Below are 15,328 nucleotides of genomic sequence, written 5' to 3'. Positions count from 1 at the left end.
CTTCCTCTTCAGGCCGCATAGGCTGGTGAATCTCGCCCAATGCCGCTTTCGGACAGCCGGAACATTTCAATGCCGCCCGCGCGGTGGCCTCGTTCCCGGCTTCTTGCGAAGCTGGCCCCGGTCGCGGCGGCCGGCTTTGTGGAAGGAGCGCACCGCCGCCGGCATCGCGCGCCCTTCGCTGACCATCTCGAACCGAAGCGCGCCGGCAAGCGGGATTGCTTCGGCAAGCTTCACCGTGACGTTGTCGCCAAGGCGATAGCCGAGCCCCGTACGTTCACCCGAGAGCGCCTGATGCGCCTCGTCATAGATGAAATAGTCGGTGCCGAGCGTCGATATCGGGACGAAACCGTCGGCGCCATACTCCGGCAGGGCGATGAAAAGCCCGGATTTCGTAACACCCGAGACCCGCCCGGCAAATTCCTCGCCGACGCGTCCGCTCAAATGATGCGCGATCAGCCGGTCGACCGTCTCACGCTCGGCCGCCATCGCCCGGCGCTCGAAGGTCGAAATTTCCGCGGCGATATCGTCGAGCGCTGCCTCTTCCTCTGTCGTGATGCCGCCTTCGCCGAAGCCGAGCGAGCCGACGAGGGCGCGATGCACGATGAGATCGGCGTAACGACGGATCGGCGAGGTGAAATGCGCGTATTTCATCAGGTTGAGGCCGAAATGGCCAATATTCTCGGGGCCGTAGATCGCCTGGCTCTGCGAGCGCAGCACCATCTCGTTGACCATGGTCTGGTGCGGCGTGCCGTCGGCCTTCGCCAGAATGCCGTTGAAGTTGTTGGCGCGCATATTGCCGCCCTTGGCAAGCGGGATGCCGAGCGTCGCCAGGAACTCGCGCAGGATTTCCTGCTTGGCAAGCGTCGGCCCGTCATGGATGCGGTAGATCAGCGGCTGGCGTTTCTTTTCCAGGGTCTCGGCGGCGGCGACGTTCGCCTGGATCATCATCTCCTCGATCAGCTTGTGCGCGTCGAGCCGCGGCGGCACGTGGACCCGGTCGACGGTGCCGTCGGGCTTCAGCAGGATCTTGCGCTCCGGCATGTCGAGTTCCAGCGGCTGGCGCCGGTCGCGGCCGCGCTTCATCACCTCGTAGGCGTGCCAGAGCGGCTTCAGGATCGGCTCGAGCATCGGCCAGGTCTTGTCGTCCGGCTTGCCGTCGATCGCCGCCTGCGCCTGCTGGTAGGAGAGTTTGGCCGCGCTCTTCATCATGACGCGATGAAACGTGTGGCCGATCTTGCGGCCTTCCCCGGAAAAGCTCATGCGCACGGCAAGCGCCGGGCGGTCGACGCCTTCCTTCAGCGAGCAGAGATCGTTGGAAATGCGCTCCGGCAGCATCGGCACGACGCGATCCGGGAAATAGACCGAGTTGCCGCGCTTCAGCGCCTCGCGGTCGAGCGGCGACTTCGGGCGGACATACCAGGAGACGTCGGCAATCGCCACGGTGACGATGACGCCGCCGGGGTTGTCGGGCGAGGGGTCGAGTTCGGCATAGACGGCGTCGTCGTGGTCCTTGGCATCGGCCGGATCGATGGTGATCAGCGGCACGTCGCGCCAGTCCTCGCGATGCGACATCGTCGCCGGTTTTGCGTCCTCCGCCTCGGCGATGACGGCTGGCGGGAAGACATGCGGAATGCCGTGCGCATGGATGGCGATCATCGAGATCGCCTTTTCCGAGCCGACCGAACCCACGACCGAAAGCACCTTGGCGCGGGGCAGGCCGAAGCGCCCGAGACGGGCGACTTCGATCTCGACCAGGTCGCCGTCTTTGGCACCGCCGGTGAAGTCTGGATCGATGACCATCTCCTCGCCGCGCCGCTCGATCGGCAGCAGCCGGCCGCCGCCGCCGGGTGCTGCGCGGAAAACGCCCATCGAGGCGCCGCGGCGCTTGTCGATCACTTTGATGATCCGCGCCGTATAGGCCGGCCCGCCGCGATCGACGGCCGGGAAGATCTTCGCCAGAATGCGGTCGCCGAGGCCGGCGACCGGTGCCTTGCCCTTGCCCTGGCGGCCTGCGGGCGATTGCTGGCGGATGGCGACGGCGGGCGCGACACCCTGATCCTCGGGCCATTCCGCCGGCCGGCCGATCAGATCGCCGTCCTTGTCGCGCGTGGTGATATCGAGAACGGTGACCGGCGGCAGCGCGCCGGGGCGGATCAGCGACTTGCGGTTCTTCTGCAGCATGCCTTCCTGCTCGAGCTCCTGCAGCATGTGCTTGAGCTCGACGCGGCTGTCGCCCTTCAGCCCGAAAGCCTTGGCGAGTTCCCGCTTGGAAGCTTTCTGCGGATGATCGGCGATGAAGCGCAGGATCACCTCCCGCGACGGCAGCGCGCCGTGGACGATATTCAGCGGCTCGACGGCGGGAGCATCCTTGCCGGCACGGCCGATCTTGCCCGGGCGCTTGCCCGCAGGGTTCGTTCTGTCGCGCGGTATTCTGCTCACGTCAGCTCTTTTTCGATTTCGCGGGCGCTTTCGCCTTCGTTGCCTTTGGCTTGGCCGCCGTCTTGGTGGTCTTGGCTTCGGCCGCCGCCGCCTTCGGCTTGGCTTTCGCCTTGCTCGTCTTGCCCGCAGGCGCCTTGCCGGCCTTTTCCGTGATCAGCGCCAGCGCCTCCTCGACGGTGATGGCCTGCGGATCCTTGCCCTTGGGCAGTGTGGCGTTGACCTTGCCCCAGTTGACGTAAGGACCGTACTTGCCGTCGCGAACAGTAATGGCGCCGCCATCGGGATGATCGCCGAGCGTCTTCAGCGCCGCCGGCGTGCCGCGCGAACCGCGGCCCGGCGCCTGTTTTGCCTTTTCGGCAATGACGGTCACGGCGCGGTTGAGGCCGACCGAGAACACATCCTCGATCGTTTCCAGATTGGCATAGGAACCGTCATGCAGCAGGAACGGCCCATAGCGGCCGATGCCAGACGAGATCATCTTGCCCGATTCCGGATGTTTGCCGATATCGCGCGGCAGCGAAATCAGCGCCATCGCCTTTTCGTAGTCGATGTCCTCAGGCTTCCAGCCCTTCGGCAGCGAAGCGCGTTTGGCCTCCTTGCCGTCGCCGCGCTGGATATAGGGGCCGAAGCGGCCAGAGCGCAGCGTCAGTTCCTCGCCGGTCGTCGGATCGGTGCCGAGGTTCTTCGGTTCGTTGAGGGCGGCACCATCCGCTTCTCCGCCGTTTTCGGAGGAGAGCTGGCGGGTGTAATTGCATTCCGGATAGTTCGAGCAGCCGACGAAGGCGCCGTATTTGCCGAGCTTCAGCGACAGGTTGCCGGTGCCGCAGACCTGGCAGATCCGGGGATCGCTGCCGTCTTCCCGCTTCGGGAAGACCAGCGGCGCCAGCGCCTCGTTCAGCGAATCGAGCACATTGGTGACGCGCAGTTCCTTGGTGTCTTCGATCTGGGCGAAGAAATCTTTCCAGAAATCGCGCAGCACCTGCTTCCAGTTCAGCTCGCCGGCGGAAATCCGGTCGAGCTTTTCCTCGAGATCGGCGGTGAAGTCGTATTCGACATATTTGGTGAAGAAGCTTTCGAGGAAAGCCGTCACCAGCCGGCCCTTGGCCTGCGGGATCAGCTTGCGTTTGTCGATCGTCACATAGTCGCGGTCGCGCAGCGTCGTCAGCGTCGCGGCATAGGTAGAGGGGCGGCCGATGCCGAGCTCTTCCATCTTCTTGATCAGCGAGGCTTCTGAGTAGCGCGGCGGCGGCTCGGTGAAATGCTGGGTCGAATTGATCTTCTGCTTGGCGAGCGTCTCGCGCGCATTGATCTCCGGCAGGCGGCCACCCTCGTCGCCGTCGTCGCTCTGCTCGCCGTCTTCCTTCTGATCGGTATAGGCGGCTATGAAGCCATCGAAGCGGATGACCGAGCCGACGGCGCGCAGCCCGGCCTTCTCGCCCTTGTTGTCGGCGGTGATTTCAGCCGTCGTGCGCTCGATTTCGGCCGAGGCCATCTGGCTGGCGATACCGCGCTTCCAGATCAGGTCGTAGAGCCGAATCTGGTCGGCGTCGAGGAATTGGCGCACGCGGTCGGGCGAGCGGTAGAAATCGGTCGGGCGGATCGCCTCGTGCGCCTCCTGGGCGTTCTTGGCCTTGGTGGAATAGAAGCGCGCCTTTTCAGGCATATAACGCTCACCGAACTGGTCGACGATGGCGCGGCGCGCCGCCTCGATCGCCTCGGGCGCCATCTGCACGCCGTCGGTTCGCATATAGGTGATGAGACCGACGGTCTCGCCGCCGATATCGACGCCTTCATAAAGCTTCTGGGCGATCTGCATGGTGCGCGATGCGGAGAAGCCGAGATTGGAGGAGGCAGCCTGCTGCAAGGTCGAGGTCGTAAATGGCGGTCCGGGATTGCGCTTGACCGGCTTGGCTTCGACCGTGTCGACGACATAGCTCGCGCCGTCCAGCAACGCCTTCAGGCGGCCCGCGTCCTCGCCGTTGCCGATCGCGCGCGGCTGCAGCCGCTTGCCGTTGGCCGAAACCAGCCTTGCCTCGAACTCGTCGCCACGCGGCGTCTTCAGCAGCGCCGAGATGTTCCAGTATTCTTCCGAAATGAACCGCTCGATTTCGGATTCGCGGTCGCAGACCAGGCGAAGCGCCACCGACTGGACGCGGCCGGCGGAGCGTGCGCCGGGCAGCTTGCGCCAGAGGACCGGCGAAAGATTGAAGCCAACGAGGTAGTCGAGCGCGCGGCGCGCGAGATAGGCGTCGACCAGCGGCACGTCGATGTCGCGCGGATCGGCCATCGCGTCGAGCACCGCCTTCTTGGTGATCGCGTTGAAGACGACTCGCTTGACCGGCTTGCCGTTCAGCACCCGCTTCTTGTTGAGCATGTCGAGGACGTGCCAGGAAATCGCTTCGCCTTCGCGATCCGGGTCGGTCGCGAGAAAAAGGCCGTCGGAAGATTTCACCGCGTCGGCGATATCCTTCATCCGTTTGGCCGAGGCCCCGTCGACCTCCCAAAGCATTTCGAAATCCTGATCGGGGAGGACCGAGCCATCCTTGGCAGGCAGATCGCGCACATGGCCGAAGGAGGCGAGCACTTTGTATCCCGAACCCAGATACTTGTTGATCGTCTTGGCCTTGGCAGGCGATTCCACCACTACAACATTCATGATGATTCTCTAAAAAAGGAAACGACGCCAGCGTTGAAACCAGCGCAACACACACCGCGACATGGATGTCGGCCCTCCGACATGGACAGGGAAATCGCTGCGGTCAAGGGGTTAGCTACAATTTTACGTCTTGCGGCTGCTGCAAAGCGGCCGGCCCGTATCGCGCAAAGCTCAATCGGAAAGCGAGATGAGACCGCCCTGATGCCGGTGCAGCCTGCCTGCGATGTCGAGTTCCAGCAGGATCAGATAGACCGCCGATGCCGACAGTCCGGTGTGGCGGATAATATCGTCGATCTCGACCGGCGTCGGCCCGAGCGCATCGATGATGCGATTGCGATCCGTATCGCCGGGCGGCATCGTCATTGCCCCGCCGTCACGCGGCGGCTCCTCCGCCATCGACGACGGGAACAGCTCGAATTGCACAAGCGGCGCCAAGGCCTCGATGACATCGGCGGGTGCGGTGACGATCGAAGCGCCGTCCTTGAGCAGGCCGTTGGTGCCATGGCAGCGCGGATCGAGCGGTGAGCCCGGTACGGCAAATACCAGCCGGCCGAACTCGCCGGCAAGGCGGGCGGTGATCAGCGATCCCGAGCGCGTTGCCGCTTCCACCACGACGAGGCCGAGCGCGATGCCGGCGATCAGCCGGTTCCGCCGCGGGAAATCACGGGCGCGGGCTCCCAGCCGAAAGGCATTTCGCTGACCGCCAGGCCGTTGCCGCCGGTTATCTCCGCAAGCAGGCCGATATTCTCCGGCGGGTAGGGTTGGTCGAGACCGCCGGCAAGGGCCGCGATCGTGCCCGTCTCCAGGCTTGCCCGATGCGCCAATGTGTCGATGCCGCGCGCCAGGCCCGAGACGACGGTATATCCAGCCCGGCCGCAGTCGCGGGCCACCATCGCCGCGAATTTGGCGCCGGCGATCGAGGCGTTGCGCGAGCCGACGACGCCGACAGCAGGTCGTTTGGCGGCGGCAAGCGTGCCCTTGACGGCCAGCAGCGGCGGCGCGCCGTCGATCTGCTTCAGCGCCTGTGGATAGTCCGGCTCGCCGATGCCGACGAAGCGGGCGCCGAAACGATGCGCCGCCTCCAGCTCCCGATGCGTCTCGGCCTCGCTGGCGATACGGATTGCCCGCGTCGCACCGCCGCGCGCCGAAAGCTCCGGCAACGCCGCAAGCGCCGCCTCGGCCGAACCGAAATGATTGATGAGGTCGCGAAAGGTCGCCGGGCCGATATTGTCGGAACGGATGAGGCGCAGCCAGGCAATTCTCTGCCGTTCGCTCAGCACAGTGCCTTTTGGTCCCGCGCTCAGCGCATCCATTATCCCTTCGCCCCGATCTTGCTTTCCGTGCCGCCCATCAGCCGGGAGATATTCGCCCTGTGCTTCCAGTAGGAGATCAGCGTCATGATCGCCATGACGGCTGCAACCTTTTCATTACCCAATATCCACAGCGCAACCGGGATGACAAGCATGGCGACCAGCGCCGACAGCGAGGAATAGCGGGTGGTGAAGGCGATTGCCAGCCAGACGGCGGCGAAGAGCACTACCATGATCGGTGCGACGCCGAGCAGGGTGCCGATATAGGTGGCGACGCCCTTCCCGCCCTTGAAGCCGATCCAGACCGGGAAGAGGTGGCCGATGAAGGCGAAGAAGCCGGCGATGATCGCAGCCTCCTCACCGAGAAAGTAACCGACGACCCAGGCCGCCGCCGATGCCTTCAGCGCATCGAGCAGCAGCGTCGCCGCCGCGAGCTTGCGATTTCCGGTTCTCAGCACATTGGTCGCGCCGATGTTGCCGGAGCCGATGCTGCGCACGTCGCCGAGCCCGGCGGCGCGCGTCAGGATCAGGCCGAAAGGAATGGAGCCGAAGAGATAGCCGATGACGGCGGCGGCAAGCGCGATCGGCAGCGTGATCTGCCATGACATGAGATTGGATAACATATACCGCCTCAGCCCCTCCGTGGCCTATCCCTAATATCCCGTTTTTTAAGGACACCGTTTCCTAAAGCGCGTGGACAAGCTTTCCCGAGACATATGTCGCGACCGCCCGCCCGCTGAAGCGCGCATCTTCGAACGGCGTGTTCTTCGAGCGCGAGAGAAGCATGTCTTTGGCGACAAGCCAAGGCTCATCGAGATCGATCAGCGCGATATCGGCCGCAGCCCCCGGCTTCAGCGTGCCGGCGGGGAGGCCGAAAATCTCAGCCGGGCGGGTGGACATGGCGTCGATCAGGCGCATCAGGCTCACCTGGCCGCCATGGTGAAGCCTCAGAGCCGCCGCCAGCATGGTTTCGAGGCCGATCGCCCCGTCTTCAGCCTCGCCGAAGGGCAGTCGCTTCGTATCGACATCCTGCGGGTCGTGCGAGGAGACGATGATATCGATCTCGCCGCGTGCCAACGCCTCGACCATGGCGCCCCGGTCGTCTTCCGGGCGCAGCGGCGGGTAGAGCTTGAAGAAGGTGCGATATTCGCCGATGTCGTTTTCGTTGAGCGCCAGATTGTTGATCGAGATGCCTGAGGTCACCTTGGCGCCGCGGCTGCGGGCGCGTTCGATCGCCTCGACCGACTGCGGCACCGAGATCATCGCGGCATGATACCGGCCGCGTGTCAGCTCTGCGATCCTGAGATCGCGTTCGAGCGGGATCAGCTCGGCTTCTCTTGGAATGCCGGAGAGCCCGAGCCAGCTGGCGAAAAGCCCCTCATGCATGACGCCGTTGGCGCCAAGATATTTGTCGCGCGTTTCGCAGCAGATGACGGCGCCGAATTCGCGCGCATAGGTCATGATCCGCCGCAGCACCTGCGTGTCGTGGACGCTGGAATGGGCGTCGGTGAAGGCGACGGCGCCTGCTTGCATCAGCAGGCCGATCTCCGTCATCTCCTCGCCGGCAAGCCCCTTGGTCAGGGCGGCGGCCGGATAAACGTTGACGGCAGCGGTGTCGCGCGCCGTCTTCTTGACGAATTCAACGAGCGCGATGTCGTCGATGACGGGATCGGTGTCCGGCATCATGATGATCGAGGTGACGCCGCCGGCTGCGGCCGCCCGGCTCGCCGAGGCGATCGTTTCGCGGTGCTCGCCGCCGGGTTCGCCGATATGGACGCGCGCATCGACGAGGCCGGGCGTGGCGACAAGGCCGGCGCAGTCGCGGATATCAGCGCCTTCGGGCGCGCCCTGGTTCTGCGCCGCGCTGCCGGCAGCCAGGATCACCCCGTTTGCGGCGATGATCGAACCCACCTCGTCGAGATTGCGCGAGGGATCGACGATGCGGACGTTCTGGAGGACGATCGGGTTGCTCATGCCTTCAATCCATCGGTTCGGGGGCCTTGGTTCTGCGATACGAGCAGCGTCTCCATCACCGCCATTCGCACCGCGACCCCCATTTCCACTTGTTCGGCGATCACGCTCTGCGGACCGTCCGCCACCTCGGAGGCGATCTCAACGCCGCGGTTCATCGGGCCGGGATGCATGACTAGCGCATCCTCTTTCGCCGCCTTCAACGTTTCGGCGTCGAGCCCGTAGAAATGATAGTATTCGCGCACCGAAGGCACGAAGGCGCCGGACATGCGTTCGCGCTGCAGCCGCAGCATCATCACCACATCGGCGTCCTTCAGTCCTTCCTTCATCGAATGGAAGACCTCGACGCCCATATCGGCGATGCCGGCGGGCAGCAGAGTGGCGGGCGCGACGACGCGCACGCGGGCGCCCATCGCATTGAGCAGCAGGATATTGGAGCGCGCCACCCGCGAATGCAGCACGTCGCCACAGATCGCCACGATGATGCGCGGGAGCTTGCCTTTGGCGCGGCGGATCGTTAGCGCATCGAGCAGCGCCTGGGTCGGATGTTCGTGCTGCCCGTCGCCGGCATTGACGACCGAGCAGGAGACCTTCTGGGCGAGAAGGGCGGCCGCCCCCGCGCTCGAATGGCGGATGACCAGCACGTCGGGGCGCATCGCATTCAGCGTCATCGCCGTATCGATCAGCGTCTCGCCCTTCTTCACCGAGGAATTGCCGACCGACATGTTCATGACGTCGGCGCCGAGCCGCTTCCCGGCAAGTTCGAACGAGGCCTGCGTGCGTGTCGATGCCTCGAAGAAGAGGTTGATCTGCGTCAGTCCGCGCAGCGTCGATGTCTTCTTCTCTCGCTGGCGGCTGATCTTGACGGCTTCGTCGGCCTTGTCGAGCAGATAGGTGATATCCTGCTCGGTGAGGCCCTTAATGCCGATGAGGTGGCGGTGGGGAAAAAGACCATGACCCTGCCTCTTGCTGTCTCTGGCGGGTCTATAAAGAGTGCGGCCCGCCGGGGCAAGCATGCGCTGTGGGCAAAGGCTTATGTCCCCATGCATTTTCGCCAGAATTCCGATAGAGCAGAATGAACCGAATCATAACTTCCGGTTTCCCTTTGCCGGGTTCTTACACTAGAAGCGAATTATGACCTCCGCCAACCGGACTGACGAAAAACTCGCAGAACTCAACCAGCCGAGCCTGTGGTCTGGCATCAACGCCTATCGGTCCGATCCGCTGATCGTCGATCTGACGGCGGCCCTGCCGCGCGGCATTCGCGAAGACCTGGAAAACATGGGCCGCTACGTCACCTCGCCGGAGGCGCAGGAGCTGGCGCGCATGGCAAACCAGGGCGCGCCGCAGCTGCGCACCCACGGTCCGCGCGGCGAGCGCCTCGACGTCGTGGAATTCCACCCGGCCTGGCATGCACTGATGCGCCGCTCCATGTCGGTCGGCCTGCATTCTTCCGTCTGGGATCCGCAGGCCGATGCCGATGCCAAGGATCAGGCCCACAAGGTTCGCGCCGCCCGCTTCTATCTGACCGCGCAGCTGGAATCCGGCCATCTCTGCCCGCTGACGATGACCAGCGCCTCCGTTGCCGCGCTCTCGGCCTCGGCCGCGGTGCAGAAGGACTGGGCGCCCAAAATCCTCTCGCGCAAATATGATTCGTCGAACAAACCCGCCATGCAGAAATCCGCCGTCACCATCGGCATGGGCATGACGGAAAAGCAGGGCGGCACGGATGTGCGCGCCAACCGCAGTGCTGCCGAAAAGGTCAGCGAAGGCATCTACCGGCTGTCCGGCCACAAATGGTTCATGTCCGCTCCGATGAGCGATGCCTTCATCATGCTGGCGCAGACGAAGGAGGGCATGGGCTGCTTCCTCGTGCCGCGGCTGCTGGAGGATGGTTCGGCCAACGGCTTGCAGTTCCAGCGGCTGAAGGACAAGGTCGGCAACCGATCCAACGCCTCTGCCGAGGTCGAGTTCACCGATACCTTCGGCTTCCTGCTCGGCGGCGCGGATGCCGGGATCCGCACCATTCTCGACATGGTGACGCTGACGCGGCTCGACTGCGCGCTGGCCTCGTCAGGCATGATGCGCGCCTCGCTGGCCGAAGCCGTACACCACACCCGCGGCCGCAACGTCTTCGGCAAGATGCTCGTCAACCAGCCGATCATGACGCGCGTGCTGGCCGACATGGCGCTCGATGTCGCCGCCGCCACCGCACTGTCCTTCCGTCTGGCCGACGCCTTCGACAAGGCGCGTGGCAATGCCGAGCAGGCAGCCTATGCCCGCGTCATGACGCCGGTCGCCAAATACTGGTGCTGCAAGATCGCGCCGGCGCTGATCTACGAGGCGATGGAATGCATCGGCGGCAACGGCTATATCGAGGAACGCCCGATCGCCCGCCATTACCGCGAAGCTCCCGTCAACGCCATCTGGGAAGGCTCCGGCAACGTCATGGCGCTCGACGTGCTGCGCGTGCTCAACCGCGGCAAGGACCTATTCGAGACGGTGTTCGCTGGTCTTGCCCGCGATCTCGGTCCGGCCGGCAAGAAGACGATCGACGTGCTGCGCGCTGCAATCGCGCTCTGCGAACAGGACGAGGGGGCCGCGCGCCTGCTCGTCGAGCAGCTGGCGCTTGCCGCCGGTGCCGCCGAACTCTATCGGCTGGGCGCTGGGCGCATTGCCGATGCCTTCATCGAGACGCGCCTTGCCGGCGGCTGGCGCTCCACCTACGGCATGCTCGATTCCCGCTTCGACGCCAGCTACATCGTCGACCTGCTCTATCCGCCGGCGGGCTGACCACAGGCGGCGTATTGTTCACCTCGCCTCGTCGATCCAATCGATAGCGAAGCGCTGCGCCGACGGCTGCCCCTCACCCTAACCCTCTCCCCGTAAACGGGGCGAGGGGACGTGCCCGCGAGACACTGGCGACGGATGGAGACGTTGCGGCATATCCCCTTCTCCCCGCGCGCGGGGAGAAGGTGCCAGCAGGCGGATGAGGGGGGTGTCGACGATCTCCCGGACCTGGCTGGCCACACTTGTCCCGCGCTGATGCACGATCCACCACCGACTGTGGATGACGATCACTGTCCGTCGTCCGGCTGGTCGCAACGTCTCTCTTCCAGGTCGCCCTCCCAGCCTATGCCTGCGAGATCGGCGATCGCATTTTTCCGGCGGTGCTTCTCGATGAGGTTTCGCAAAGCCTGTTCGACGGCGGCATCTTTTGTCGCCAATCCCGTGACGATCATTGCTGCGTCGAGCAAGCCGTCATCGATATCGATCGTCGTCCGCATGACAACCTCGGCTGTACCAATATGATGAAGGTACACGCCCATCCCTTGGGGTTCAACTTCACTGAAGGTACCGTTGCCACAAGCAAAAATCCGACCGCGTCGCCGCGGCCGGATTGATCATTTACGTCCGAAAATCAGCGTTCAGAAGAAGCCACGGCGCTGCCACCAGCCGGCCTTTTTCGGCTTGCCGTCGTCGCTTTCGCCATTTTCGCTGCGGGTGGATTTCACAGTCGGCTCGGAGGAGGTGATGTTGGATTCGCGGTTGGCGCGAACTGGCTTTGCCTCTTCCGGGGCCTCTTCCTGAGCGGGCGTTTCGAGATCGGCGGAGGCCTCGACCAGCTCCGGCTCGGCTTCGGCGACAGGAGCTGCTTCTGCTACTGGCTCCTCCACAGGCGCTGGGGCGGCTTTGCGGCGGCCGCGGCCCCGGGCTGGCTTCACATCCTCGGTGACAACAGCCGCACCCTCGACAGCGGCAGCTGCGGCTTGGCTTTCGCCAGCCTGCTCGGCAACCGCTTCGACTGTTTCGGCTTCTCCAGCAGCGCCGTTGTTCGAAACGTCGTCGCCTTCGCTCTCTTCGCCGCCCCCGTCAGCGCCATTGTCTTCACCGGCTTCGCCGGCCGTCAGTTCGGAACCGTCCTCGGCGCGGTTGCGGCGGCCGCCGCGCTTGCCGCGACGGCGGCGCTTGCGGCGCTGCGATTCTTCGCTCTCAGCCAGCGTCTCGGACGTGGCTTCGGTGGTTTCATCACCTTCGCCGCCCTCGTCGTCGCCGTCTTCATCCTCGTCGCCGGCTTCGCCTGCTGCCGATGCCGGCTGCTCGGCATTGCCGTTGCGGCCGCGCCGGCGCCGGCGGCGCTTGCGCTTGCGGTTGCCGTCACCTTCGCCTTCGGAGCGTGCCGCGACGGGTCGCTCAGTGGCTGCCGGCTTTTCCTCGAGTTCCTCGTCTTCTTCCTCATCCATTTCGATGACGATGTCGTCGTCGTCATCCTCGGGAATGGCTGCGAAATTGAAGAGCGTCTCGATCTTGACCGGGTTCTCCACGGCCTCGCCGCGATCGATGGCGAAATGCTGCGCCCCGACCGAACCGTCCGCATCGATGACGATAGCGACGCCGAAACGGTTTTCGTAATCGATGATTGTCTGGCGCTTGTGGTTGAGCAGGTAGAGCGCAATGTCAGGCGTGGTGCGTACGCTGATATTGTGCGTGGTATTCTTGAGCAGATATTCCTCGATACCGCGCAGGACATGCAGCGCGACGGAGGACTGCGAACGCACATGGCCGCTGCCGCCGCAATGCGAGCAGACCTGCGTCGTCGATTCGAGAACCGAGGCACGGATGCGCTGGCGCGACATTTCCAGCAGGCCGAAATGCGAGATACGGCCGACCTGGATGCGGGCGCGATCGTTCTTCAGGCATTCCTTGAGCTTCTTCTCGACAGCGCGGTTGTTGCGCTTCTCTTCCATGTCGATGAAGTCGATGACGATCAGGCCGGCGAGGTCGCGCAGGCGAAGCTGGCGGGCGATTTCCTCAGCGGCTTCGAGGTTGGTTTGCAGCGCGGTGTCCTCGATCGAGTGTTCGCGCGTCGAGCGGCCGGAGTTGACGTCAATCGAAACCAGCGCTTCCGTCTGGTTCATGATCAGGTAGCCGCCGGAGCGCAGCGTCACCTGCGGCTGCAGCATGCGGTCGAGCTGGGCTTCGATGCCGGAGCGCGAGAAGATCGGGTGAATGTCGCGATAGGGCTGAACCACCTTGGCATGGCTCGGCATCAGCATCTTCATGAAGTCTTTCGCTTCACGATAGCCTTCCTCGCCGGCAACAATGATCTCGCCGATATCCTTGTTGTAGAGGTCACGGATCGAGCGCTTGATCAGCGAGCCTTCCTCATAGACGAGGCAGGGAGCCGTGGACGCCAGCGTCAGCGTGCGCACGTTCTCCCAGAGGCGCATCAGATATTCGAAGTCGCGCTTGACCTCGACCTTGGTGCGGTTGGCGCCGGCCGTGCGCAGGATGACGCCCATGCCCTGCGGCACCTCGAGCATGCGCGCGATTTCCTTCAGGCGCTTGCGGTCGGCCGGGTTGGTGATCTTACGGGAAATGCCGCCGCCGCGCGCCGTGTTCGGCATCAGCACGGAATAGCGGCCGGCAAGCGATAGATAGGTGGTGAGCGCTGCACCCTTGTTGCCGCGCTCTTCCTTGGCGACCTGGACGAGCAGGATCTGGCGGCGCTTGATGACTTCCTGGATGCGGTACTGCTTGCGCGGCTTGCGCTGCACGCGATCCGGCACTTCCTCCATCGCGTCTTCGGCGCCGACGGATTCGATGACTTCCTCTTCGCCGTGATCGTCATCATCGTCGTCATCATCGTGGCGACGCTTGCTGGTGTCGACGTCTTCGGAGATCGAGTCTGTTTCCACCATGGCGGCCATCGCGCCGCCGGTCGAGCCGTCATCCTCGTTGTCGACGCTCGAAGCGCCTTCGGCTTCGACGTCTGTGGGAACGGCGTCCTCGGTCGCGGTCGTCTCGGCAGCCGGCTCGGCTGCCTTCTTGCGGCTGCGGCGCGGTCTGGCCTTCTTGGCCGGCGCTTCCTCAGCGGCCTCGGGCGATGCAGCGGCCTCTACCGCTGCCGCTGCCGGCTCTTCCGTCGCAGCAGCCGTTTCCGGCGCCTCTGCCGGCACGATGCCGACATCCGGCTGATCCTGCTTGGAAAGATCGACCACCGGCGCGGTTTCGACATGCTCGACATCTTCATCGCGGCGATGCTCCTCGGCCTCGGCCCGAAGCAGCGCCTGACGGTCGGCAAGCGGTATCTGATAATAGTCGGGATGGATTTCGGCGAAGGCCAGGAAGCCGTGCCGGTTGCCGCCGTAATCGACGAAAGCGGCTTGCAGCGAGGGCTCGACCCTCGTTACCTTTGCCAGATAGATGTTGCCGCGGATCTGCTTCTTGTGCTGCGACTCGAAGTCAAATTCTTCTATGCGGTTCCCGCGAACGACAACGACGCGCGTCTCTTCCTCGTGAGACGCATCGATAAGCATTTTGTCTGCCATGTAAGCTGTGCTCCTCGGCGTGGCCGCGAGAGCGCATTCCCGACTGCTGTTGAAACAGAAAGAATGCGGTCCACTGTAGCCGCGCCGGATAATGAAAGTCGCGCCTGATGCGAGGGGGAGGGCAGCAGCCAGACCGCAGCCGGAACCATTTCGGTCCGGGGCCTGTACACTTCAGATAAAACCTGCTGCGAAACCATCAACAACCAAGCGTGATCGACAAATACGAAGACCCGTTCGGGTCCGATGAGTTTGCTCCCTGAGAGCGTGGTGGCTGATCCACCAATGAATTCCGACAATAAGCCGGAAAATCAGGATCCAGTTCTAGGGATGAAGCGCATGAGACGGCGGACGATGACCGGTGGTGGCGCCAGGTCCTGATCTGGCTGGCAGCCTTTGCGGCAACTCTATCCCGTCAACACTTTACCCTAAAATTCGTTGTATGTTTTCTGTGTCACAATAGCAAGGGAAAAGCCAAATGTGCCATAATATTGATGGATTTCGTAACGCATAGAAACTGGGGATAGAGTGATTGCGATTCGGCGGGCCGCAAAGGGTGTTTCGTCCAGGCGACGTTCGACGCGGCCGCGTCGGCTCCATCGCAATACAGATAGGGTGTGGCG

General features: G+C 63.9%; 8 protein-coding genes and 1 pseudogene. 1 reads left to right on the top strand and 8 read right to left on the bottom strand.

The window, feature by feature from the left end; all coding sequences use genetic code 11:
* Positions 1 to 66 precede the first annotated feature (66 nt).
* The 6 genes and pseudogenes from rnr to MF410_RS10660 all read right to left on the bottom strand — a co-directional run bounded on the left by rnr (position 67) and on the right by MF410_RS10660 (position 9,425).
* The gene (gene rnr / locus MF410_RS10685) at positions 67 to 2,439 is read right to left on the bottom strand and encodes a ribonuclease R (protein ID WP_131711060.1); all 2,373 of its coding nucleotides are present in this window, start codon (positions 2,437 to 2,439) and stop codon (positions 67 to 69) included.
* A 1-nt stretch (position 2,440) separates the two neighbouring features.
* Positions 2,441 to 5,095: a type I DNA topoisomerase gene (topA, locus tag MF410_RS10680; protein ID WP_097627242.1), complete on the bottom strand. Its 2,655-nt coding sequence runs from the start codon at positions 5,093 to 5,095 to the stop codon at positions 2,441 to 2,443.
* A 171-nt stretch (positions 5,096 to 5,266) separates the two neighbouring features.
* Positions 5,267 to 6,408 (bottom strand): annotated as a pseudogene (dprA, locus tag MF410_RS10675) (DNA-processing protein DprA).
* Positions 6,408 to 7,028 carry a glycerol-3-phosphate 1-O-acyltransferase PlsY gene (plsY, locus tag MF410_RS10670; RefSeq protein ID WP_097627247.1) on the bottom strand — a complete coding sequence of 207 codons (621 nt, stop codon included), beginning with the start codon at positions 7,026 to 7,028 and terminating at the stop codon, positions 6,408 to 6,410. Before plsY ends, dprA begins: the two are co-directional and overlap by 1 nt.
* A gap of 61 nt (positions 7,029 to 7,089) precedes the next feature.
* Positions 7,090 to 8,379, bottom strand: a complete 1,290-nt coding sequence (locus tag MF410_RS10665; RefSeq protein WP_097627249.1) for a dihydroorotase — start codon at positions 8,377 to 8,379, stop codon at positions 7,090 to 7,092.
* The gene (locus tag MF410_RS10660; RefSeq protein WP_239620380.1) at positions 8,376 to 9,425 is read right to left on the bottom strand and encodes an aspartate carbamoyltransferase catalytic subunit; all 1,050 of its coding nucleotides are present in this window, start codon (positions 9,423 to 9,425) and stop codon (positions 8,376 to 8,378) included. Before MF410_RS10660 ends, MF410_RS10665 begins: the two co-directional genes overlap by 4 nt.
* Positions 9,426 to 9,510: 85 nt before the next feature.
* On the opposite strand from MF410_RS10660, the gene MF410_RS10655 reads away from it, so the two are divergent.
* A complete protein-coding gene (locus MF410_RS10655) occupies positions 9,511 to 11,169 on the top strand; it encodes an acyl-CoA dehydrogenase family protein (protein ID WP_097627253.1) in 1,659 nt (552 codons plus the stop codon).
* Positions 11,170 to 11,453: 284 nt separating this feature from the next.
* Here the strand turns inward: MF410_RS10655 and MF410_RS10650 are convergent, their stop codons facing one another.
* Together MF410_RS10650 and MF410_RS10645 are read right to left on the bottom strand one after the other, a co-directional pair.
* Complete coding sequence (locus MF410_RS10650; RefSeq protein WP_097627292.1) at positions 11,454 to 11,663, bottom strand: type II toxin-antitoxin system VapB family antitoxin; 210 nt, start codon at positions 11,661 to 11,663, stop codon at positions 11,454 to 11,456.
* A 141-nt stretch (positions 11,664 to 11,804) separates the two neighbouring features.
* A complete protein-coding gene (locus MF410_RS10645) occupies positions 11,805 to 14,708 on the bottom strand; it encodes a ribonuclease E/G (protein WP_239620378.1) in 2,904 nt (967 codons plus the stop codon).
* Positions 14,709 to 15,328 lie beyond the last annotated feature (620 nt).

It is taken from the genome of Rhizobium sp. C104, assembly GCF_022354505.1.
Lineage (GTDB): Bacteria > Pseudomonadota > Alphaproteobacteria > Rhizobiales > Rhizobiaceae > Rhizobium > Rhizobium redzepovicii.
Note: the sequence above shows the minus strand (reverse complement) of the source record. Positions and strands in the feature narration are given on the sequence as shown.